Source organism: Nocardioides sp. YIM 152588 (genome assembly GCF_040191335.1).
Taxonomy (GTDB): domain Bacteria; phylum Actinomycetota; class Actinomycetes; order Propionibacteriales; family Nocardioidaceae; genus Nocardioides.
In genome coordinates this window covers 1-16,774 of sequence record NZ_JBEGDJ010000022.1, presented here as the reverse complement: position 1 = coordinate 16,774, position 16,774 = coordinate 1, and the positions used below count along the sequence as shown (strand labels likewise).

General features: G+C 72.5%; 19 protein-coding genes. 3 read left to right on the top strand and 16 right to left on the bottom strand.

The features are described 5' to 3' along the window. Nucleotides 1-16 precede the first annotated feature (16 nt). On the top strand, nt 17-916 hold the full coding sequence (locus ABLM29_RS12295) for a LysR family transcriptional regulator (protein WP_349714403.1): 900 nt from the start codon (nt 17-19) through the stop codon (nt 914-916). A 75-nt stretch (nt 917-991) separates the two neighbouring features. Here the strand turns inward: ABLM29_RS12295 and ABLM29_RS12290 are convergent, their stop codons facing one another. The 4 genes from ABLM29_RS12290 to ABLM29_RS12275 are packed head-to-tail and all read right to left on the bottom strand — an operon-like array spanning nt 992 to nt 3,450. Further along, nucleotides 992-1,753 (bottom strand): EI24 domain-containing protein, encoded by a 762-nt coding sequence (locus ABLM29_RS12290; RefSeq protein ID WP_349714402.1) that lies wholly within the window; start codon nt 1,751-1,753, stop codon nt 992-994. Between the two features lie 7 nt (nt 1,754-1,760). After that, a complete protein-coding gene (locus tag ABLM29_RS12285; protein WP_349714401.1) occupies nt 1,761-2,702 on the bottom strand; it encodes a co-chaperone YbbN in 942 nt (313 codons plus the stop codon). Between the two features lie 30 nt (nt 2,703-2,732). Continuing rightward, complete coding sequence (locus tag ABLM29_RS12280; protein WP_349714400.1) at nt 2,733-3,260, bottom strand: PH domain-containing protein; 528 nt, start codon at nt 3,258-3,260, stop codon at nt 2,733-2,735. Nucleotides 3,261-3,279: 19 nt separating this feature from the next. After that, nucleotides 3,280-3,450, bottom strand: a complete 171-nt coding sequence (locus ABLM29_RS12275; protein WP_349714399.1) for a hypothetical protein — start codon at nt 3,448-3,450, stop codon at nt 3,280-3,282. A 247-nt stretch (nt 3,451-3,697) separates the two neighbouring features. Between ABLM29_RS12275 and ABLM29_RS12270 the strand changes: the two genes are divergently transcribed. Further along, nucleotides 3,698-4,627, top strand: coding sequence for a serine protein kinase RIO (locus tag ABLM29_RS12270; protein WP_349714398.1), 930 nt, complete (start codon nt 3,698-3,700; stop codon nt 4,625-4,627). Between the two features lie 84 nt (nt 4,628-4,711). Here the strand turns inward: ABLM29_RS12270 and ABLM29_RS12265 are convergent, their stop codons facing one another. The 12 genes from ABLM29_RS12265 to ABLM29_RS12210 all read right to left on the bottom strand — a co-directional run bounded on the left by ABLM29_RS12265 (nt 4,712) and on the right by ABLM29_RS12210 (nt 16,383). Next, nucleotides 4,712-6,124 carry a M1 family metallopeptidase gene (locus ABLM29_RS12265; protein ID WP_349714397.1) on the bottom strand — a complete coding sequence of 471 codons (1,413 nt, stop codon included), beginning with the start codon at nt 6,122-6,124 and terminating at the stop codon, nt 4,712-4,714. 127 nt (nt 6,125-6,251) lie between these two features. Then, complete coding sequence (locus ABLM29_RS12260) at nt 6,252-7,463, bottom strand: glycosyltransferase family 4 protein (RefSeq protein ID WP_349714396.1); 1,212 nt, start codon at nt 7,461-7,463, stop codon at nt 6,252-6,254. A gap of 96 nt (nt 7,464-7,559) precedes the next feature. Further along, entirely contained in the window at nt 7,560-8,726 is a 1,167-nt protein-coding gene (rlmN, locus tag ABLM29_RS12255) for a dual-specificity RNA methyltransferase RlmN (RefSeq protein WP_349714395.1), read from the bottom strand. Between the two features lie 51 nt (nt 8,727-8,777). After that, on the bottom strand, nt 8,778-9,200 hold the full coding sequence (locus ABLM29_RS12250) for a hypothetical protein (RefSeq protein ID WP_349714394.1): 423 nt from the start codon (nt 9,198-9,200) through the stop codon (nt 8,778-8,780). After that, nucleotides 9,197-10,078: a phosphatidate cytidylyltransferase gene (locus tag ABLM29_RS12245; protein WP_349714393.1), complete on the bottom strand. Its 882-nt coding sequence runs from the start codon at nt 10,076-10,078 to the stop codon at nt 9,197-9,199. The genes ABLM29_RS12250 and ABLM29_RS12245 overlap by 4 nt, the downstream gene beginning before the upstream one ends. A gap of 20 nt (nt 10,079-10,098) precedes the next feature. Beyond that, nucleotides 10,099-10,653, bottom strand: coding sequence for a ribosome recycling factor (gene frr / locus ABLM29_RS12240; RefSeq protein ID WP_349714446.1), 555 nt, complete (start codon nt 10,651-10,653; stop codon nt 10,099-10,101). 72 nt (nt 10,654-10,725) lie between these two features. Beyond that, nucleotides 10,726-11,439, bottom strand: coding sequence for a UMP kinase (gene pyrH, locus ABLM29_RS12235; RefSeq protein ID WP_349714392.1), 714 nt, complete (start codon nt 11,437-11,439; stop codon nt 10,726-10,728). 100 nt (nt 11,440-11,539) lie between these two features. Next, complete coding sequence (locus ABLM29_RS12230; protein WP_349714391.1) at nt 11,540-12,775, bottom strand: TFIIB-type zinc ribbon-containing protein; 1,236 nt, start codon at nt 12,773-12,775, stop codon at nt 11,540-11,542. A gap of 10 nt (nt 12,776-12,785) precedes the next feature. Beyond that, the gene (locus tag ABLM29_RS12225) at nt 12,786-13,913 is read right to left on the bottom strand and encodes an SPFH domain-containing protein (protein WP_349714390.1); all 1,128 of its coding nucleotides are present in this window, start codon (nt 13,911-13,913) and stop codon (nt 12,786-12,788) included. Nucleotides 13,914-14,084: 171 nt separating this feature from the next. Next, nucleotides 14,085-14,894 carry a translation elongation factor Ts gene (gene tsf, locus ABLM29_RS12220; RefSeq protein ID WP_349714389.1) on the bottom strand — a complete coding sequence of 270 codons (810 nt, stop codon included), beginning with the start codon at nt 14,892-14,894 and terminating at the stop codon, nt 14,085-14,087. Nucleotides 14,895-14,933: 39 nt separating this feature from the next. Then, nucleotides 14,934-15,809, bottom strand: a complete 876-nt coding sequence (gene rpsB / locus ABLM29_RS12215; RefSeq protein ID WP_349714388.1) for a 30S ribosomal protein S2 — start codon at nt 15,807-15,809, stop codon at nt 14,934-14,936. 415 nt (nt 15,810-16,224) lie between these two features. Further along, a complete protein-coding gene (locus ABLM29_RS12210; protein ID WP_349714387.1) occupies nt 16,225-16,383 on the bottom strand; it encodes a hypothetical protein in 159 nt (52 codons plus the stop codon). A gap of 195 nt (nt 16,384-16,578) precedes the next feature. Between ABLM29_RS12210 and ABLM29_RS12205 the strand changes: the two genes are divergently transcribed. Further along, nucleotides 16,579-16,743: a hypothetical protein gene (locus tag ABLM29_RS12205; RefSeq protein WP_349714386.1), complete on the top strand. Its 165-nt coding sequence runs from the start codon at nt 16,579-16,581 to the stop codon at nt 16,741-16,743. Nucleotides 16,744-16,774 lie beyond the last annotated feature (31 nt).

Below are 16,774 nucleotides of genomic sequence, written 5' to 3'. Positions count from 1 at the left end.
CATGTAGCGTTGCTGCATGATCGATCTGGATGCGCTGGCCGCACTGCGCGCCGTCGCCGCCGAGGGCTCGGTGGTCGCCGCGGCCCGCGCCACCGGCTTCACCCCGAGCGCGGTCTCCCAGCAGGTCAAGCGGCTGGAGCGGCAGACCGGGGTACCGCTCCTCGAGCGGGTGGGCCGCGGCGTGATGCTGACCAGCCACGGCCAGCACCTCGTCGACGCGGGCGCCCGGCTGCTCGCCGACCTGGAGGAGGTCGAGGCCGGGCTGCAGCGCCGCACCGGCGCGGTCGCGGGACGGTTCCGGCTCGCGGCGTTCTCGACCGCCATCCGCGGCCTGGTCGCGCCCGTCGTCCGGGACCTCGCGGCGGCGTACCCCGATCTCGAGCTCGTGCTCGACGAGCGCGAGCCGTGGGACACCGTCGACCTCGTCGCCGCCGGGCAGGCCGAGCTCGGGATCGTGCACCGGTGGGGCGGCGTACCGCTGGCGGTGCCGGAGCACCTGGTCAGCACGCCCGTGGCCCGCGACGTCGCCGACCTGATCGTGCACCGCGAGCACCCGCTCGCCCGCGCCGGCACGGTGACCCCGCACGACCTCGTCGACGTCCCGTGGATCGCGACGCCCGAGGGCACCATCTGCCGCCAGTGGCTGCACCGGATGTACGACGGCACCGGACGCCCGCCGCGCGTCGCGCACGTCTCGGGCGAGTTCGAGTCCCACCTGGCCCTGGCCGCGGCCGGCCTCGGCGTCGCGCTCGTCCCCCGCCTCGGCCGCGCGCCGCTCGGCCCCGACCTGGTCGCGGTCGAGGTGCGCGACCCGGTGCCCACCCGCCTGGTGGACGCGCTGCACCGGCGCACCATGGGCGACTCCCCCGCGGTCGCCGCCGTGCTCGGTGCCTTCGCTGCCCTCGATCGCCCCTGACGCCGAGTCGGCACAAACTCGCCCCGCGGTCGCCGAGTCGGCAGAAAGTTTCTGCCGACTCGCGCTCGACGACGGTCAGTTTCTGCCGACTCGCGCGTCCAGCACGTCGCGCGCCAGCATCGTCGCCCCCGCCACGGCCGCCGGCATCACCAGGATGCCGCCGAGCGGCACCAGGAAGCAGGCCTGGACGGCGACCCCGAAGCCGACCAGCGCGCCGCCGTGCCCGCGCAGCAGTGCCGACTGCGCGGCCCGGTCCATCCCGCGCGCCTCGAGCGGCCGCGAGACGAGCTCGCGGGCGAGCAGCCGGCCGGCCACGACCAGGCCGGCCACCGACCCCGCGACCGTGCCGACCACGGGCAGCAGCCCGACCAGGAAGACGCCGACCGCGACCGCGACGCCGAGCGCCGCCAGCGTCAGGCCGTCGCGCGCGCCGCGCCACCACCCGACGCCGGCCGCCGGGACGTCGCCGCCCAGCATCCGCTCCACCTCGGCCCAGATCCGCTCGTAGAACGGGTCTCCGAGGGCCAGGGTGAGCCCGGTGAAGGCGATGACGCCGAGGTAGGCGGCGCCGACCAGGCCGACCAGGTAGAGGCCGATCCGCAGGCCCGACCGCAGCGCCGGGTCCCAGCCGTCGGCGAACGGCGTGGCCCAGGCGACCGCGTCGTCGAGCCACAGCAGCAGCCCGACCAGGACCAGCGCCATCGCCACCGCCACCACGACGGCGGGCACGACGCCGAGCAGCATCAGGCCCGGGCGACGGCCCCACAGGGCGAGCCCGCGGGCGAGGTAGCCGACGCCCCGCCCCACGCCGAGCGCGGGGGCCGCGGCAGGAGCCACGCGGGCCTCAGAAGAGCGCCGAGGCCAGCGCCTGACGGCCCTTCTGCACGCGCGGGTCCTCGCTGCCGACCGCGGCGAACAGGCCGATCAGGTGCTCGCGCGCCCGGTCGCGGTCCTTGTCGACGCTGCGCCGGACCAGCTCGACGAGGCGCGCGAAGGCGTCCTCGACGTGGCCGCCGAGCAGGTCGAGGTCGGCGACCATGATCTGCGCGTCGACGTCCGCCGCGTCGGCTGCCGCGGCCGCGCGGGCCGCATTGAGGTCCACGCCCTGGGTGCGCTGGAGCAACTTGGCCATGGCCAGGCCGGCGGCGGCCTCGGCGTCGGCGGGGTTGCCGGTGACCAGCTTCTGGTACTCCGCCACGGCGCCGTCGATGTCGCCGGCGGCCAGCGCGTCCTGGGCGGGCGCGTAGCGCGGGTCGACCGGGGGCTCCTCGCCCTCCTCCGGCGCACCGCCACCCGAGGCGAGGGGCTGGTGCCGGCCGCTGAAGCCCTGCGCGGTCAGCTGCTGGGCGAGCTGGTTGAAGAGGGCGCGGATGTCGTCGATCGGGGCGGCGCCGGGGATCGGCTGCGTGGCCGGGCGGCCGTCGAGGACCACCAGCATCAGCGGCACCTGCGGGATCTGCATCGCCTGGGCGATCTGCGGGGCGGCGTCCACGTCCACGATCGCCGCGAGGAAGCGGCCGTCGTACTCGTCCGCGACGGCGGCGACGTCGTCGCCGAACGCGACGCTCTCCGGCGCCTGCGACGGGGAGATGAAGACCAGGACCACCGGCGCCACGGTCGAGGACTCGATCACCGTCTGGAAGTTCTGCTCGTCCACCGACACGGCGTACGCCGACCCGCCACCGGCCTGCGCGGCGCCGCCGCCGGGCGGGGGCGGCGGGGTGGCGGGACGCTTCAGTGCGGAGAGGTCGATCGCACCCGGGCGGGAGAACGGCTGCTGCGTCATGGCGGCCATCCTAGGCAGAAGCGCGCGCGATCAGTTGGGCACCCGGGGACCGCGCAGGCCGGCGCGCTGGACCACCCGCTGGATCTCCTTGTTCAGCTCGTCGGGATGACCGACGTAGCGGATGTCGCGCAGCCCCTGGTCCTGGGCCGCGGACTCGAAGACGAAGTGGCCGAACCCGATGATCCGGCCGTGCAGCGGCTTGCGCATCGAGATGTCGAGGATCCGGGTCAGCGGCATCGTGGCGACGGTCTGGGCCAGCACCCCGTCGACCCGGAACACCCGCATGTTGGTGACCACGAACCGGTCCCGGTGCGAGTGCAGCGCCCGCCACCCGGCGTGCGCCAGCACCCCGAGGACCAGCAGCAGCACGAACCAGGCGGCGTCCATGCTGATCAGCAGCACGACGAGCGTGCCCAGCACCAGCGCGCCGACGGCCTCGAGGATCGGTATGACGTAGGCGAACCAGTGGCGGTGCACCTCCTGGACGATCACCTCGCCGTCGTCGCGCAGCAGGTGCTTGTGGACCTTCGGGTCGCTGATCCACGAGACGAACCCCATGTCGCTGCGCCCGCGCCGATCAGGTCAGTTCGCGGAGGAAGTCGATGATGCCGTTGAAGAGCTCCTGGGTGAGCTCCCAGCCGCCCTCCGCCGCCGTCTTGGTCAGGTCGGCGAGACCGCGGGGGTCGGTGAACATCCAGAAGCCGACGAAGGCGATCACCACGACAGCGATCAGCTTCTTGGCATCCATGCGGTCTCCATCTCCCGTGCGGACGGCGCCGCCCCGAGCGGGCAGTCGTCATCGACGTTTCTAGCAGGACCCTTCGCCGTCTGGGTGCAGACGCGCCCGAAGGGTAAAATCGATTGCGTCCCCGGGGCACCGTGCTGAAGCCTGGGACCGCCGCGACCCCGCGGCGTTCGAGAGGAGTGTGACATGTCGACGACTGTGAGCGGCCTGCCCGCCAACCACCCCTCCTCGAACACCCGGAGCACCCACCGTGAGCGAACGGCACACAGCCGCACCTGACACCCCGTACGACCACCTCCGCCCGACCGACACCACGGGCATCGACACCACGACCGTCGACTCCGCGGGCATCGACCCGCGGTTCGTCATCGACTACGTCGCCTACGACGAGCTCGACGACGGCCAGCGCTGGTCCACCTGGCTCGACGTCGAGCCGCTGTGCCGCGGCCCCGAGCCCCGGCCGGACTGGGTGGTGACCTCCCAGGGCGCCATCGACACCGAGCTGGGCATCCTCAAGACCGGCAAGGAGGCGGACGTCTTCCTGCTGGAGCGCACCGACCCCCACCGGCCGGACGCCTCGGCGGTGATGGCCGCCAAGCGGTACCGCGCGCCCGAGCACCGCGCCTTCCACCGCTCCGCCGCCTACACCGAGGGCCGCAGCATGAAGCGGTCGCGCGACCAGCGCGCCGTCAACCGCAAGAGCACCTTCGGCCGCCAGGTCGCGGCCGCGGAGTGGGCGGTCTCGGAGTGGGGCGCGCTGGTCCGCTGCTGGAACCTCGGCCTGCCGGTCCCCTACCCGGTCCAGATCGACGGCACCGAGCTGCTCCTGGAGTGGATCACCGTCGTCGAGGAGGGCGAGCGGCGCACCGCGCCGCGGCTCGCCCAGACCCGGCCGGAGCCCGACCTGCTGGCCTGGTACCTCGAGCAGCTGCGCGCGGCGATGACCACGCTGGCGACCGCGGGGCTGGCGCACGGCGACCTGTCGCCGTACAACATCCTGGCCGCCGGCGAGCGCCTGGTCATCATCGACCTGCCGCAGGTCGTCGACCTCGCCGGCAACCCGGCGGGCTTCGACTTCCTGCTCCGCGACTGCACCAACGTGGCCTCGTGGTTCACGCGGCGCGGCCTCGAGGTCGACCCGCAGGAGCTGTTCGGGGAGCTCGTGGCCGCGGCCTACTGAGGCGGTCGACCGCGAGTCGGCAGAAAGTTTCTGCCGGCTCGCGGGTCCGGGCGCCGAGTCGGCAGGAAGTTTCTGCCGACTCGGTCAGAAGCCGTTGGCCCTGGTCTGCTTCGGCGGCCGGGGGTCGCGCAGCCACGCCTTGAAGAAGCCGCCGAGGCGCTGGCCCGAGACCCGCTTCGCGAGGGCGGTGAACTCCGCCGTGCGCACCGTGCCGTCCGCGTTCCGGTCCGCCCACCGGCGCAGCACGGTCCGGAAGTCGGCCTTGCCGATCCGGTGCCGCAGCGCCGCCATCGCCATCCCACCGCGCAGGTAGACCGGCGCGGCGAAGATCCGCCCCTTGCCCGGGTCGTCGACCTGCAGACGCCAGAACGAGCGGTCGTCCCGCAGCCAGGAGTAGGTCGAGCGCAGCCACTGCTGCGTGCTCCGCCCGCCGTGCGCCTCGGCGTAGCGGGCCTCCAGGTAGGTGGCGAAGCCCTCGTTGAGCCAGATGTCGCGCCAGCGGTCGACGGCGACGCTGTCGCCGAACCACTGGTGGGCGATCTCGTGCACCTGGGTCGTCGCGTTGATCCACCCGCCGTACGTCGGGCGGGTCTGGTTCTCCAGCGCGAACCCCGTGTCGAGCTTGGTGACCACGCCACCGGTCGTCGCGAACGGGTACGGGCCCAGCTCCCCCTGGAGCCAGTCGGTGACCCGGCCGGCGCGCCGCAGCACCCGCCAGTGCCGCTTGCGGGCCGCCGCGCCGTAGCGCTCGGAGACGGCGCTGACGTAGCGGATGCCCTCCGGCGAGCGCCCGCGACGGACCTCGAAGTCACCGGCGGCGAAGAACGCCAGGTAGGTGGTCATCGGGTCGTCCATCCGCCACCGGGTGGTCGCGGTGCCGTCGCCGTTGAGCGTCCGCCCCTTCTGGACGCCGTTGCTGAGCACGTCCTTCTCGGCGTCGGTGGTGATCGCGATGTCGAAGGTGGCCTTGTCCCGCGGGTGGTCGTTGGCGGCGAACCACCACGCGGCCATGTGCGGCTCGTTCATGGTGACCACCTCGCGCGCGGTGGCCGTCCAGTTGGACTCCCCACCCCAGGTCAGGTCCGAGGGGTCGTCCTCGTAGCCGACGACGACCTCGAACTCCTCCCCGGCCGCGATCGGGGCGGGCGGGGTGATCGCCAGCTCGTGCCGGTTCGGGCGCTCCGGCTCGACCTCGACGCCGCCGACGGTCACCCCGGTGACGTCCAGCAGCAGGTCGAGGTTGAACCGGGCGAGGTCCTGGGTGGCGAGCACCGTCAGCGTGGTGGTGCCGGACAGCAGCGGCCCGCGCCCGGGCTCCTGGAAGCGGTAGGTGTCGTCGATGGCGTAGTGGAGGACATCGATGCCGCCGTTGCCGTCGAGCGGGAAGTAGCGATCGCCGATCCCGGAGGCGCCGGCCACGGGCGCCGCCGCGGGGGCGGTGGGCACGGCCGAGCACGCGAGGGTCCCGAGCAGGGCGATCGCCGTGCCCGCGGCCACCGCGGTCGCTCCCCGCCGGGCGCCCGATCGAAACCGGGGTCGCGTCCGGGACGACCCACCCACCACTCGACTCACTCCGGCCCCGCGCACCGGGCCAACCTACCGGGCACGACCGGCAGGCGGAGGCTCAACCCGCCAGGCGCACGCGGGCGTCGATCACCGCCCGGTAGTGGCCGAGCACCTGCTCGCCGATGGCGTGCCAGGAGCGCTGCTGCACGCTGCGCAGCGCCGCGTCGGCCGTCCGGGACCGCAGCCGGTCGTCGTCGACCAGCTGGTCGACGGCGGCGGTCAGCGCGCGGCCGTCGCCGGGGCGGTAGAGCAACCCCGTGACGCCGTCGGTCACCACGTCCATCGGGCCGCCGGCCGCGGGGGCCACCACCGGCACCCGCGAGGCGAGCGCCTCCTGGGCGGACTGGCAGAAGGTCTCGTGCCGGCCGGTGTGGACGAACACGTCGAGCGCCGCGTAGGCCCGGCTGAGCTCCTCGCCCTGCAGCAGCCCGAGGAACCGCGCGTCGCCCAGCAGCGACCGCAGCCGCTCCTCCTCCGGGCCGGCGCCGACCAGCACCAGCCGGAAACGGGGGTCGCCGGCGAGCCGCGTGAGCAGCTCCAGCTCCTTCTCCGCGGCCAGCCGCCCCACGTAGCCGACCAGCAGCCGGCGGCCGCCGGCCAGGTCCGCACGCAGCCGCGGGTCGCGGTGGCGCGGGTGGAACGCGTCGAGGTCGACGCCGCGGGCCCAGCGGTGGACCCCCGGCACGCCGAGCCGGCGCAGCTGCGCGATGCTCGCGGTCGACGGGGCCAGCGTGCGGTCGACCTGGGCGTGGATCTTGCGGGTCAGCACCGCCGCCGCGCGGGCGCCGCCGGGGACGTCGTACCGCTCGGCGAAGCCGACCAGGTCGGTCTGGTAGATCCCCACCGTGGGGACGCCGAGCTCGCCGGCGGCGCGCGCCGCCTGGTAGCCCAGCGTCGCCGGCGACGCGATGTGGACGACGTCCGGCTCGAACCGCTGCATCAGCGCCCGCAGCCGGCGCCGCGTCTCCAGGCCCAGCCGGAAGTCCGGGTAGAACGGCAGGTTCGCGCCCCGCGCCCGGATCACCGGGAAGCCGGCGTACGTCGGCGGGCCGGTCGGCGCGACCAGCGTCGCCGTGTGGCCGCCGGCGGCCAGGTGCTCCAGCACGCGCCGCACCGAGTTGGTGACGCCGTTGACCTGGGGCAGGAAGGACTCGGCGACGACCAGCACCCGGAGCGACTCGCCCGAGGGCAGCCGGCGGACGGACCGGCCTGCCGTGCGCCGGGCAAGGGCGGTGGACGGTGCACGCAGCGGAATCGCGGGACCGGGCATGCCCCGGACGCTAGGGGCGCACGCCGAACGCCGCGCCGCGCCGACACGAGGAGGGCGTGACCGCCCGGTGAACGGCCCCTAGCCGCGCGGCCCGGGTCAGGGCGCCGCGGCCAGCTGCCCGCAGGCCCCGTCGATCTCCTGGCCCCGGGTGTCGCGGACGGTGGTCGGGATGCCGTGGGACTCCAGGCGGCGGACGAACTCCCGCTCGTCCTCGGGGTCCGACGCGGTCCACTTCGAGCCCGGCGTCGGGTTGAGCGGGATCAGGTTGACGTGCACCCAGCCCCAGTCGCCGTAGGAGTTGAGCACCTCGGCGAGCAGGTCGGCGCGCCAGGCCTGGTCGTTGATGCCGCGCATCATCGCGTACTCGATCGAGACGCGGCGCTTGGTCTTCTCCGCGTACTGCCACGCGGCCTCGACCGTCTCGGCGACCGAGAACCGGGTGTTGATCGGCACCAGCTCGTTGCGCAGCTCGTCGTCGGGGGCGTGCAGGCTCAGCGCGAGCGTGACCGGGATGCTCTCCTCGGCCAGCTGCTTGATCCGCGGCACCAGGCCGACCGTGGAGACGGTGACGCCGCGGGCCGACATGCCGAGGCCGTCGGGCGCGGGGTCGGTGAGGCGGCGGACCGCGCCGATCACGGCCTTGTAGTTCGCGAGGGGTTCGCCCATGCCCATGAAGACGACGTTCGAGACGCGGCCGGGACCGCCGGCGATCTCACCGCGGTCCAGCGCGCGGGCGCCGGCCAGCACCTGCTCGACGATCTCGGCGGTGGACATGTTGCGCTGCAGGCCGCCCTGGCCGGTGGCGCAGAACGGGCACGCCATGCCGCAGCCGGCCTGGCTGGAGACGCACATCGTGACCCGGCCCGGGTAGCGCATCAGCACCGACTCGACCAGCGCGCCGTCGAAGAGCTTCCACAGCGTCTTGCGGGTGGTGCCCTTGTCGGCCTCGAGCGTGCGCAGCGGCGTCATCAGCTCGGGCAGCAGCGCCCCGACCAGCTCCTCGCGCTGGGCGGCCGGCAGGTCCGTCATCTGCTCCGGGTCGTCGACGAGCCGGGAGAAGTAGTGGGTCGAGAGCTGCTTGGCGCGGAAGCCCGGCAGCCCGAGCTCCACGGCGAGGTCCTTGCGCTCGGCCGCGGACAGGTCGGCCAGGTGGCGCGGCGGCTTCTTCCGTCCCCGCGGCTCGGCGAGGACCAGCGGGAGCGCGCGCGGCTGCTCCGTCGACTGGTCGGGCTGCTCGGTGGGCTGCTCAGTGGGCTCGGACATCACCCCCGATTGTCCCATCCCGGGCCCGGGAGCACTAACCCTCGCGGCGGGCTAGCTGTCGCGGGTGATGAGCAGGTAGAGCACCACCGCGGCGACACCGATCACCACGACCGCGGTCGCGAGGCAGCCGAACAGCATGTAGCGGCCGAAGCGACGGGTCCGCCGCGGAACCAGCAGGCCGATCGGCACCAGCAGCGTGAGCGCCACGAACGGGAACAGCTCCTCGGTCCGCTGGTAGCCGACCACGGACTTGAGCAGCGTGCCGTAGAGGCCCGGCACCACGATCACGAAGAGCATGCCGGTGTAGAAGCCGGCCAGCGGGCCGAAGACGGGATGGTCCTTGTGCCACCACTGCGGCAGCGAGAACCGTCCGCGCCGCTCCTTCTCGGGGGCCTTCTCGCCCGCCTTCTCGTTCGCCCCGCGGTCGTCCCCCGGGCCGGCGGGCGCGGTCGTGGGCTCGACGGTGTCGGTCACACGAACACCGCGTAGTGCAGCAGCAGCCAGATCGGCGCGATGGTGGCGAGCAGCGAGTCCAGGCGGTCCATCAGGCCGCCGTGGCCGGGGATCACCTGGCTCATGTCCTTGAGGCCGAGGTCGCGCTTCATCACGGACTCGACGAGGTCGCCGAGCGTCGCCATGCAGACGGCGATCAGGCCGAGCACCACGCCGATCCACCAGTCACCCTCGAGCAGGTAGACCACCAGCGCCCAGCCGACCACGACGCAGGCGATCGCCGAGCCGGCGAAGCCCTCCCAGGACTTCTTCGGCGAGATCACCGGCGCCATCGGGTGCTTGCCGAACAGTACGCCGGCGGCGTACCCGCCGATGTCGGAGGCGATCGTGACCAGGATGAACGTGAGCACCCCGGCCACGCCGTCGTCGTCGATGCCGCCGCCGCCGAGGCCGCCCTCGGCGAGCATCAGCGCGACGAACGACCCGAGGAACGGGACGTAGACGAGGATGAGCACCGCGCCCGAGGCGTTCTTGACGTAGCCGTCCACGCCGCGGCGCAGCAGCCACAGCATGACCACCAGGGCGGTGACCGCGGTCGCGGTGACCAGCGCCTCGGCGCCGAAGAGGTAGGCGACGATCACCATCGTCGCGCCACCGATCATCAGCGGCTGCTCGGGGAGGTCGATCCCCTTGGCGAGCATGCCGCGGTGCAGCTCCCAGACCGCGACGACCACCGCGGCGACGACGATCCCCATGAACGCCGGCTTCCAGAACATCAGGGAGCCGACGATGGCGGCCAGCAGCACCACGGCGGAGGCCACCGCGGCCTTCAGGTCACGGCCGGCGCGGCCGTGGTCCTTCTGCTGCGGTGCAGGCTCGCTCGTCAAGGGGTCGCTCATCGCGGGGCGTGCTCGGGTCCTCAGACCTCGAGCAGCTCGGCTTCCTTGCTCTTGAGCAGGTCGTCGATGGCCTCGGTGTGCTTCTTGGTGAGCCCGTCGAGCCGCTTCTCGGCGCCGGTGACGTCGTCCTTGCCGACCTCGCCGTCCTTCTCGAGCCTCTCCAGGTTCTGCTTGGCCTTCTGGCGCACCTGGCGGACCGCCACGCGGCCGGACTCGGCCTTCTCCTTGGCCAGCTTGATGAACTCCTTGCGGCGCTCCTCGGTCAGCTCGGGGAAGACGCAGCGCAGCACCTTGCCGTCGTTGGCCGGGTTGACGCCGAGGTCGGAGTCGCGGATCGCCTTCTCGACGTTGGCGATCGCGCCCATGTCGAAGGGCTGGACCAGGATGATCCGGGCCTCCGGAGCGGTGAAGGAGGCGAGCTGCTGGATCGGCGTCGGCGTGCCGTAGTAGTCGACCAGGATCTTGCTGAACATGCTCGGGTGGGCGCGGCCGGCCCGGATCGCGGCGAACTCCTCGCGCGTCGCGTCGACCGACTTGTCCATCTTGCCGTCGGCCTCGTTGAGGATGTCGTTGATCACCGGTGCTCCTTCGTCTCGTGCGGCGTCTTGTGCGTCGTCTGATGCGGGGTCGGCGACGGTTCGCCCGTCTCAGCCGGCGCTGACCAGCGTGCCGATCTTCTCACCCTGGACGACGCGGAGGATGTTGCCCTCCGGTTCCATGCCGAACACGACCATCGGCAGCTTGTTCTCGCCGCACAGGGCGAACGCCGTCTGGTCCATGATCCGCAGGCCCCTGGCGATCGCCTCGTCGTAGGTCAGCTCGTCGAACTTGGTGGCTGTGGGGTCCAGCTTGGGGTCGGCGCTGTAGACGCCGTCGACGCCGCTCTTGGCGACCAGGACGACGTCGCACTTGCTCTCCAGCGCCCGCTGGACGGCGACCGTGTCGGTGGAGAAGTACGGCATGCCCATGCCGGCGCCGAAGATCACCACGCGCCCCTTCTCCATGTGCCGGATCGCGCGCCGCGGGATGTAGGGCTCGGCCACCTGCCCCATCGTGATCGCCGTCTGCACGCGGGTGTCGACGCCGAGCTTCTCGAGGAAGTCCTGCAGCGCCAGGCAGTTCATCACGATGCCGAGCATGCCCATGTAGTCCGCACGCACCCGGTCCATGCCGCGCTGCTGCAGCTCGGCGCCGCGGAAGAAGTTGCCGCCGCCGGTCACGACCGCGATCTGGGTGCCCGAGTCGACGACCGCCGCGATCTCCTTGGCGATCGAGCCGACCACGTCGGGGTCGACGCCGAGCTTCCCACCGCCGAACACCTCTCCGGAGAGCTTGAGCAGCACACGCTTGTATCCGGGCACCAGGAACCTTCCAGTCGATCGACGTCCAGCGCCGAGACTACCGCCGCACCGACCCCGGGCAGCAACCGCGTGCGCACCCCGCTCCCCCGTGGGGGCCGCGTCAACCGCTCCGGGAGGCGCCGTAGATGACGAGGATCACCAGCAGGACCAGCAGCGCCGCGAGCACCGCGAAGGTGATCTTGACCCAGCTGTAGGGGCGCTTGCCGACCACCTCGCCGGTGTTGGCGTTGACCATCACCTGCCAGGTCTTCCCGGCGTACAGGTACGTCGCGATCCACAGCGGCATCAGCAGCAGCTTGAACGTCGCCTGGGTGTAGACCACGCTCAGCGAGCTGATCCGCTGCTCGTCGCCGCCGATGTCGCGGCGCACGTCGCCCTTGATCACGTCGACCATCTGCTCGCGAGCCCGCTCCGAGCCGACGGCCGGGTCGACGTCGTACCGGACCGCGGAGTAGCCCGTCAGGAACTCCGGCTGGTACGGCACCGCCCGGCCGAGCTCCCAGGGGCCGGCCTTGTCGACCAGGCCGGGGTCGAGCGCGTGCGTGCCGAGCACCACGACGTCGTCGAAGAACCGGGCCACCCGGCCCCAGGCGGGCCGCCAGGCCGTGTGCCGCTGCTGGTAGGTCTCGGTGCGGGTGCCGCCCTTGCCGTCGGAGACGGTCCGGGTCTCGGTGGTGTAGTAGTAGTCGCCGCGCTGCCCGGTGTAGTCGCTGTCGGTCTGCGCGTCGAAGGTCCAGTGCGGCAGGTAGGTGCCGCGCAGCGCCTCGGTGTCGCCGACCTTCTTGAGCATGTTCGGGGCGAACCAGCGGGACTTCACCCAGGACCGGAACTCCTCGCGCGCCTGCTTGCCGTCCACGCCGAACGGGATGACCGCCTCGGGGACCACCAGGCCGGCCGGGACGTCGTGCGCCAGCAGCGCGCCGCCGCAGAACTGGCAGGCCGACGCGAGGTCGGTGGTGATGCAGGAGGCGCCGCACTGCTGGCAGGTCAGCTCGTGGCCGGCGACGCCGGCGACGGTGGTCTGCTGGTTGCTGGCCAGCCACTCCTCGAAGTCGAGCTCGTCGATGGTGTCCGAGGTCGGTGCGATCTCGCGCTCGGAGCCGCAGCTGTCGCAGCGCAGCAGCATCGTGCCGGGCGCGTAGACCGACTGGGCGCCGCAGGTGGGGCAGACCGCCGACAGCGGCCCGGCCACCTCCTCGTGCGCGACCGTGTCGTTGGCGGCCAGCGTCTCGGTGAGCTCGACGACCGCGTCGGCGGCGGCAGCGGCGTCCGGCAGCGGCGGCGGGCCGCCCGGGTCCGGGCCGTCGGTCGGGACGGGCGGGGGCGTCGTCGACATCCCGGCCCGCTCAGGCCTGCGGCGGCAGCGGCGGCGGCGTCGCCGGGAACAGCGACCGCAGCTCCGCGACGTCGGAGGCCGGCGTCCACGCCGCCATGCCCTCCTGCCAGACCAGGGTGGCCGGCGCGAGGTCGCCGGAGGCGACCTTCGCGGGCAGCTCGGTGGCCTGGACCGGCCCGACCTGCTGGCCGCCGACGGCCAGGTACCAGGGGCGCGCGGCCGTGGGCAGCGGCGGCGGCGCCGCGGGCTGGGCGGCCGGCTGCTGGCCGGCCTGGGGCGCGTTCGGGTTGAGCGCGCCGGCCATCTGCTGGCCGACCGCCATGCCCATGCCGAGCCCGACGCCGGCGCCCGCTCCCCCGCCGGGGTTCTGCGCGGCGTCCTCCAGCGCCTCCGCGGCCTGGAACTTGGTGTACTGGTCCAGGTTGCCGAGCACGCCCATCGACGTGCGCTTGTCCAGCGCCTTCTCCACCTCGGGCGGCAGCGAGATGTTCTCGATCACGAACCGCGGGATGGCGATGCCCATGCTGCGCAGGTTCCCGGTCAGGGTCTCCGCGAGGTTCGACGCGATCACGTCCTGGTTCGCGGCGAGGTCGAGCATCGGGATGTCGGCGTTGCCGAGGGAGCTGGCGACCTGGCCGACGATGTTCTGGCGCAGGAACTCCGAGACCTCGTCGGTGCGGAACTGCGGGTCGGTCCCGACCAGCTCGCGCATCAGCGCGGGCGCGTCGACGACCTGCATCGCGTAGGTGCCGAACGCGCGCAGCCGGACCATCCCGAACTCGGCGTCACGCAGCGTGATCGGGTTCTTCGTGCCCCACTTCATGTCGGTGTAGAGGCGGGTGCCGACGAAGTAGACCTCGGCCTTGAACGGCGAGTTGAAGCCGTACTTCCAGCCCTTGAGGGTGGAGAGGATCGGCAGGTTCTGGGTCTCGAGGGTGTAGGTGCCGGGCGTGAACGCGTCGGCGATCTGACCCTCGTTGACGAAGACCGCGATCTGGCCCTCGCGCACGACGAGCTGGGCGCCCATCTTGATCTCGTTGCCCTGGCGCGGGAAGCGCCAGACGATCGTGTCGCGGCTGTCGTCGAGGAACTCGACGATGTCGACGAACTGGCCGCGGACCTTGTCCATGAAGCCCATCTGGCTTGCCTGCCCCTTCGGTGGCGAACTCGGGACCGCCCGGCCCCCCTGCTGCTCGAACCTACCCCGGCAGACCCACCGGCATCCGCGAGTTTCGCCCGGAAATGGCCGACGGCCGGTCGTCACGCTGCTGCGTGACGACCGGCCGTCGTACGACGAGAGGCGGGAGCCTCAGGCGCCGACCTCGAAGCGGGCGAACCGCGAGACCGAGGTGTTGGCGGCGTCGAGGACCTGCTTCACCGACTTCTTCGACTCGAAGACCGACTCCTGGTCGAGGAGGACGATCTCCTTGAAGAACGCGCCGATGCGACCCTCGACGATGCGGGCGACGGCAGCCTCCGGCTTGCCCTCCTCCAGCGTCTTCTTGGTCAGCACGTCCTTCTCCTTCTCGACGACGTCCGCGGGGACCTCGTCGGAGGTGAGGTACTGCGCCTTGAGCGCGGCGGCCTGCTGGGCAGCCTGCTTGGCGGCGGCCTCGTCACCCTCGAACTCGACGAGGACGCCGAGGGTCGGGGGCAGGTCGGAGGCCTTCTTGTGCAGGTAGACCGTGGTGGTGCCGCCGAAGTAGGCGACCTCACCGAGCTCGATCTTCTCGCCGATGGTGCGGGCGAGCTCCTCGACGGTCTCGCCGACGGTCTTGTCGCCGAGCGAGACGGCCTTGAGCGCCTCGGCGTCGCCGACCTTCGCCTCGTTGGCGGCGTCCGCGATCGCCTGGGCGGCGTTGATGAACGCCTCGTTCTTGGCCACGAAGTCGGTCTCGGCCTTGAGGCTGATCAGGGCGCTGCCCGAAGCGGCCACGAGACCGGCGGAGGCCTCGCGCTCGGCGGCGCGGGCGGCCGCCTTGGCGGCACCCTTGACGCGGAGCAGCTCGACGGCCTTGTCGAAGTCGCCGTCGACCTCGTCGAGGGCCTTCTTGCAGTCCATCATGCCGGCCTGCGTCAGCTCACGGAGCTTCTTGACGTCGGCTGCGGTGTAAGCCATGTGTCTTCCTCTTCAGGTACGTCGGTGTACGGGAGTGGATCAGGCCTCGGCCGGAGCCTCGGTCTCGGCGGCCGGCGCCTCGGTGGCCTCGGCGGCCTCGGCGGCGGGCGCCTCGGTGGCCTCGGCGGCGGGGGCCTCGGTGGCCTCGCCCTGGGCCAGGAGCTCGCGCTCCCACTCGGCCAGCGGCTCCTCGGCGGCGGTGGCCGCACCCTCGCCCTTGCCGCCGGAGCGGGCGATGAGGCCCTCGGCGACGGCGTCGGCGATCACGCGGGTCAGCAGGCCGACGGCGCGGATGGCGTCGTCGTTGCCCGGGATCGGGAAGTCGACCACGTCGGGGTCGCAGTTGGAGTCGAGGATCGCGATGATCGGGATCCGCAGCTTGCGGGCCTCCTCGACCGCGAGGTGCTCCTTGTTGGTGTCGACGATCCACACCGCGGACGGGGTGCGGCCCATCTCGCGGATGCCGCCGAGGGTGCGGTCCAGCTTGTCGCGCTCGCGCTTGAGCTGGAGCAGCTCCTTCTTGGTGCGACCGGAGCCGGCGACGTCGTCGAAGTTGAGCTCGTCGAGCTCCTTCAGACGGTTGATCCGCTGGTGCACGGTCTGGAAGTTGGTGAGCATGCCGCCCAGCCAGCGCTGGTTCACGTAGGGCATGCCGACGCGGGTCGCCTGCTCGGCGATGGCCTCCTGGGCCTGCTTCTTGGTGCCCACGAACATGATCGTGCCGCCCTTGGCCACGGTGTCCTTGATGAACGCGTAGCTGCGGTCGATGTAGGCCAGCGACTGCTGCAGGTCGATGATGTAGATGCCGTTGCGCTCGGTCATGATGAAGCGCTTCATCTTCGGGTTCCAGCGACGGGTCTGGTGTCCGAAGTGCACGCCGCTCTCGAGCAGCTGGCGCATGGTGACGACTGCCATGGTTCTTCTCCTGGTGATGGAGCCCGCGCACCGTTGTCGCCCGACCTTGAGACAGGCCGGACCGGGGCGGACTCGCTGTTGTTTTCAGTTGCTGCCTCGGGCGGTTGCCCTCGGCCCTGACGCCTGCGCGCGATCCCACCGCCCGGCTGGTGCCGGACGGACCGAGGATCGACGCCCACGGGTGGTCGGACCCCCGGAGGTGCAGGGCCCGCCGCGGTCTGCGGACGTGCGAAGTCAATCCCTGAGGATTGCGTCCGCCACTCTACGCCGGGGCGGGGCGCCGCCACCAATCCACGGAGCCTCCCGGACACCGACCCGCGGGGGTACGCCGGACGCACGACGCCCGCGCCACCGGATGGGGGCGCGGGCGTCGTGTCGGGGCCCGTCGTGGTGCGACGGACGCGGGTCGGGCGGGTCAGCCGCCGACCCGCCGGTCGCCCCGGCCGACCGTCACCAGGACGACGCCGACCACGGCGCCGATCAGGCCGAGATAGATGAAGAACTGACCGAGGCCGGCGAGGCCCAGGATCAGGACGACGAGGCCGGCGATGATGAGGACGAGCCAGAGGGGCAACGTGTTTCCTTCCGTCGACGGGCCGCCCGTCCGGCGGCCCTGCGGCGCGGACCGTACCCACTTCCGTCCACAGGTATGCCCGGGCGCTCCCCGGCCTCCCCAACCGCGCGGCACCGCCGCCCTCCCGAGGCCCTGGTCGGGCACGCTCACCGCGTGACCCCTCGATGCCGCGCCCGGCGCAGGCTCCGGCTGTCCGTGGCTGCCCTCGCGCTGGCGTGGGCGGCCACGGCGGCGCACTCCCCCGCCGCGGCGGCGCCGGGCGCCGCGGACCCGGTCGGGGTCTGGACCGCGGTCGGCGGCTCGATCATCATCAGCATCACCACCTGGTTCCTGGACGCCTTCATCGGAGTGGAGCGATGATCGGCTGATGGACGTTCCGGTCCCCCGAGCA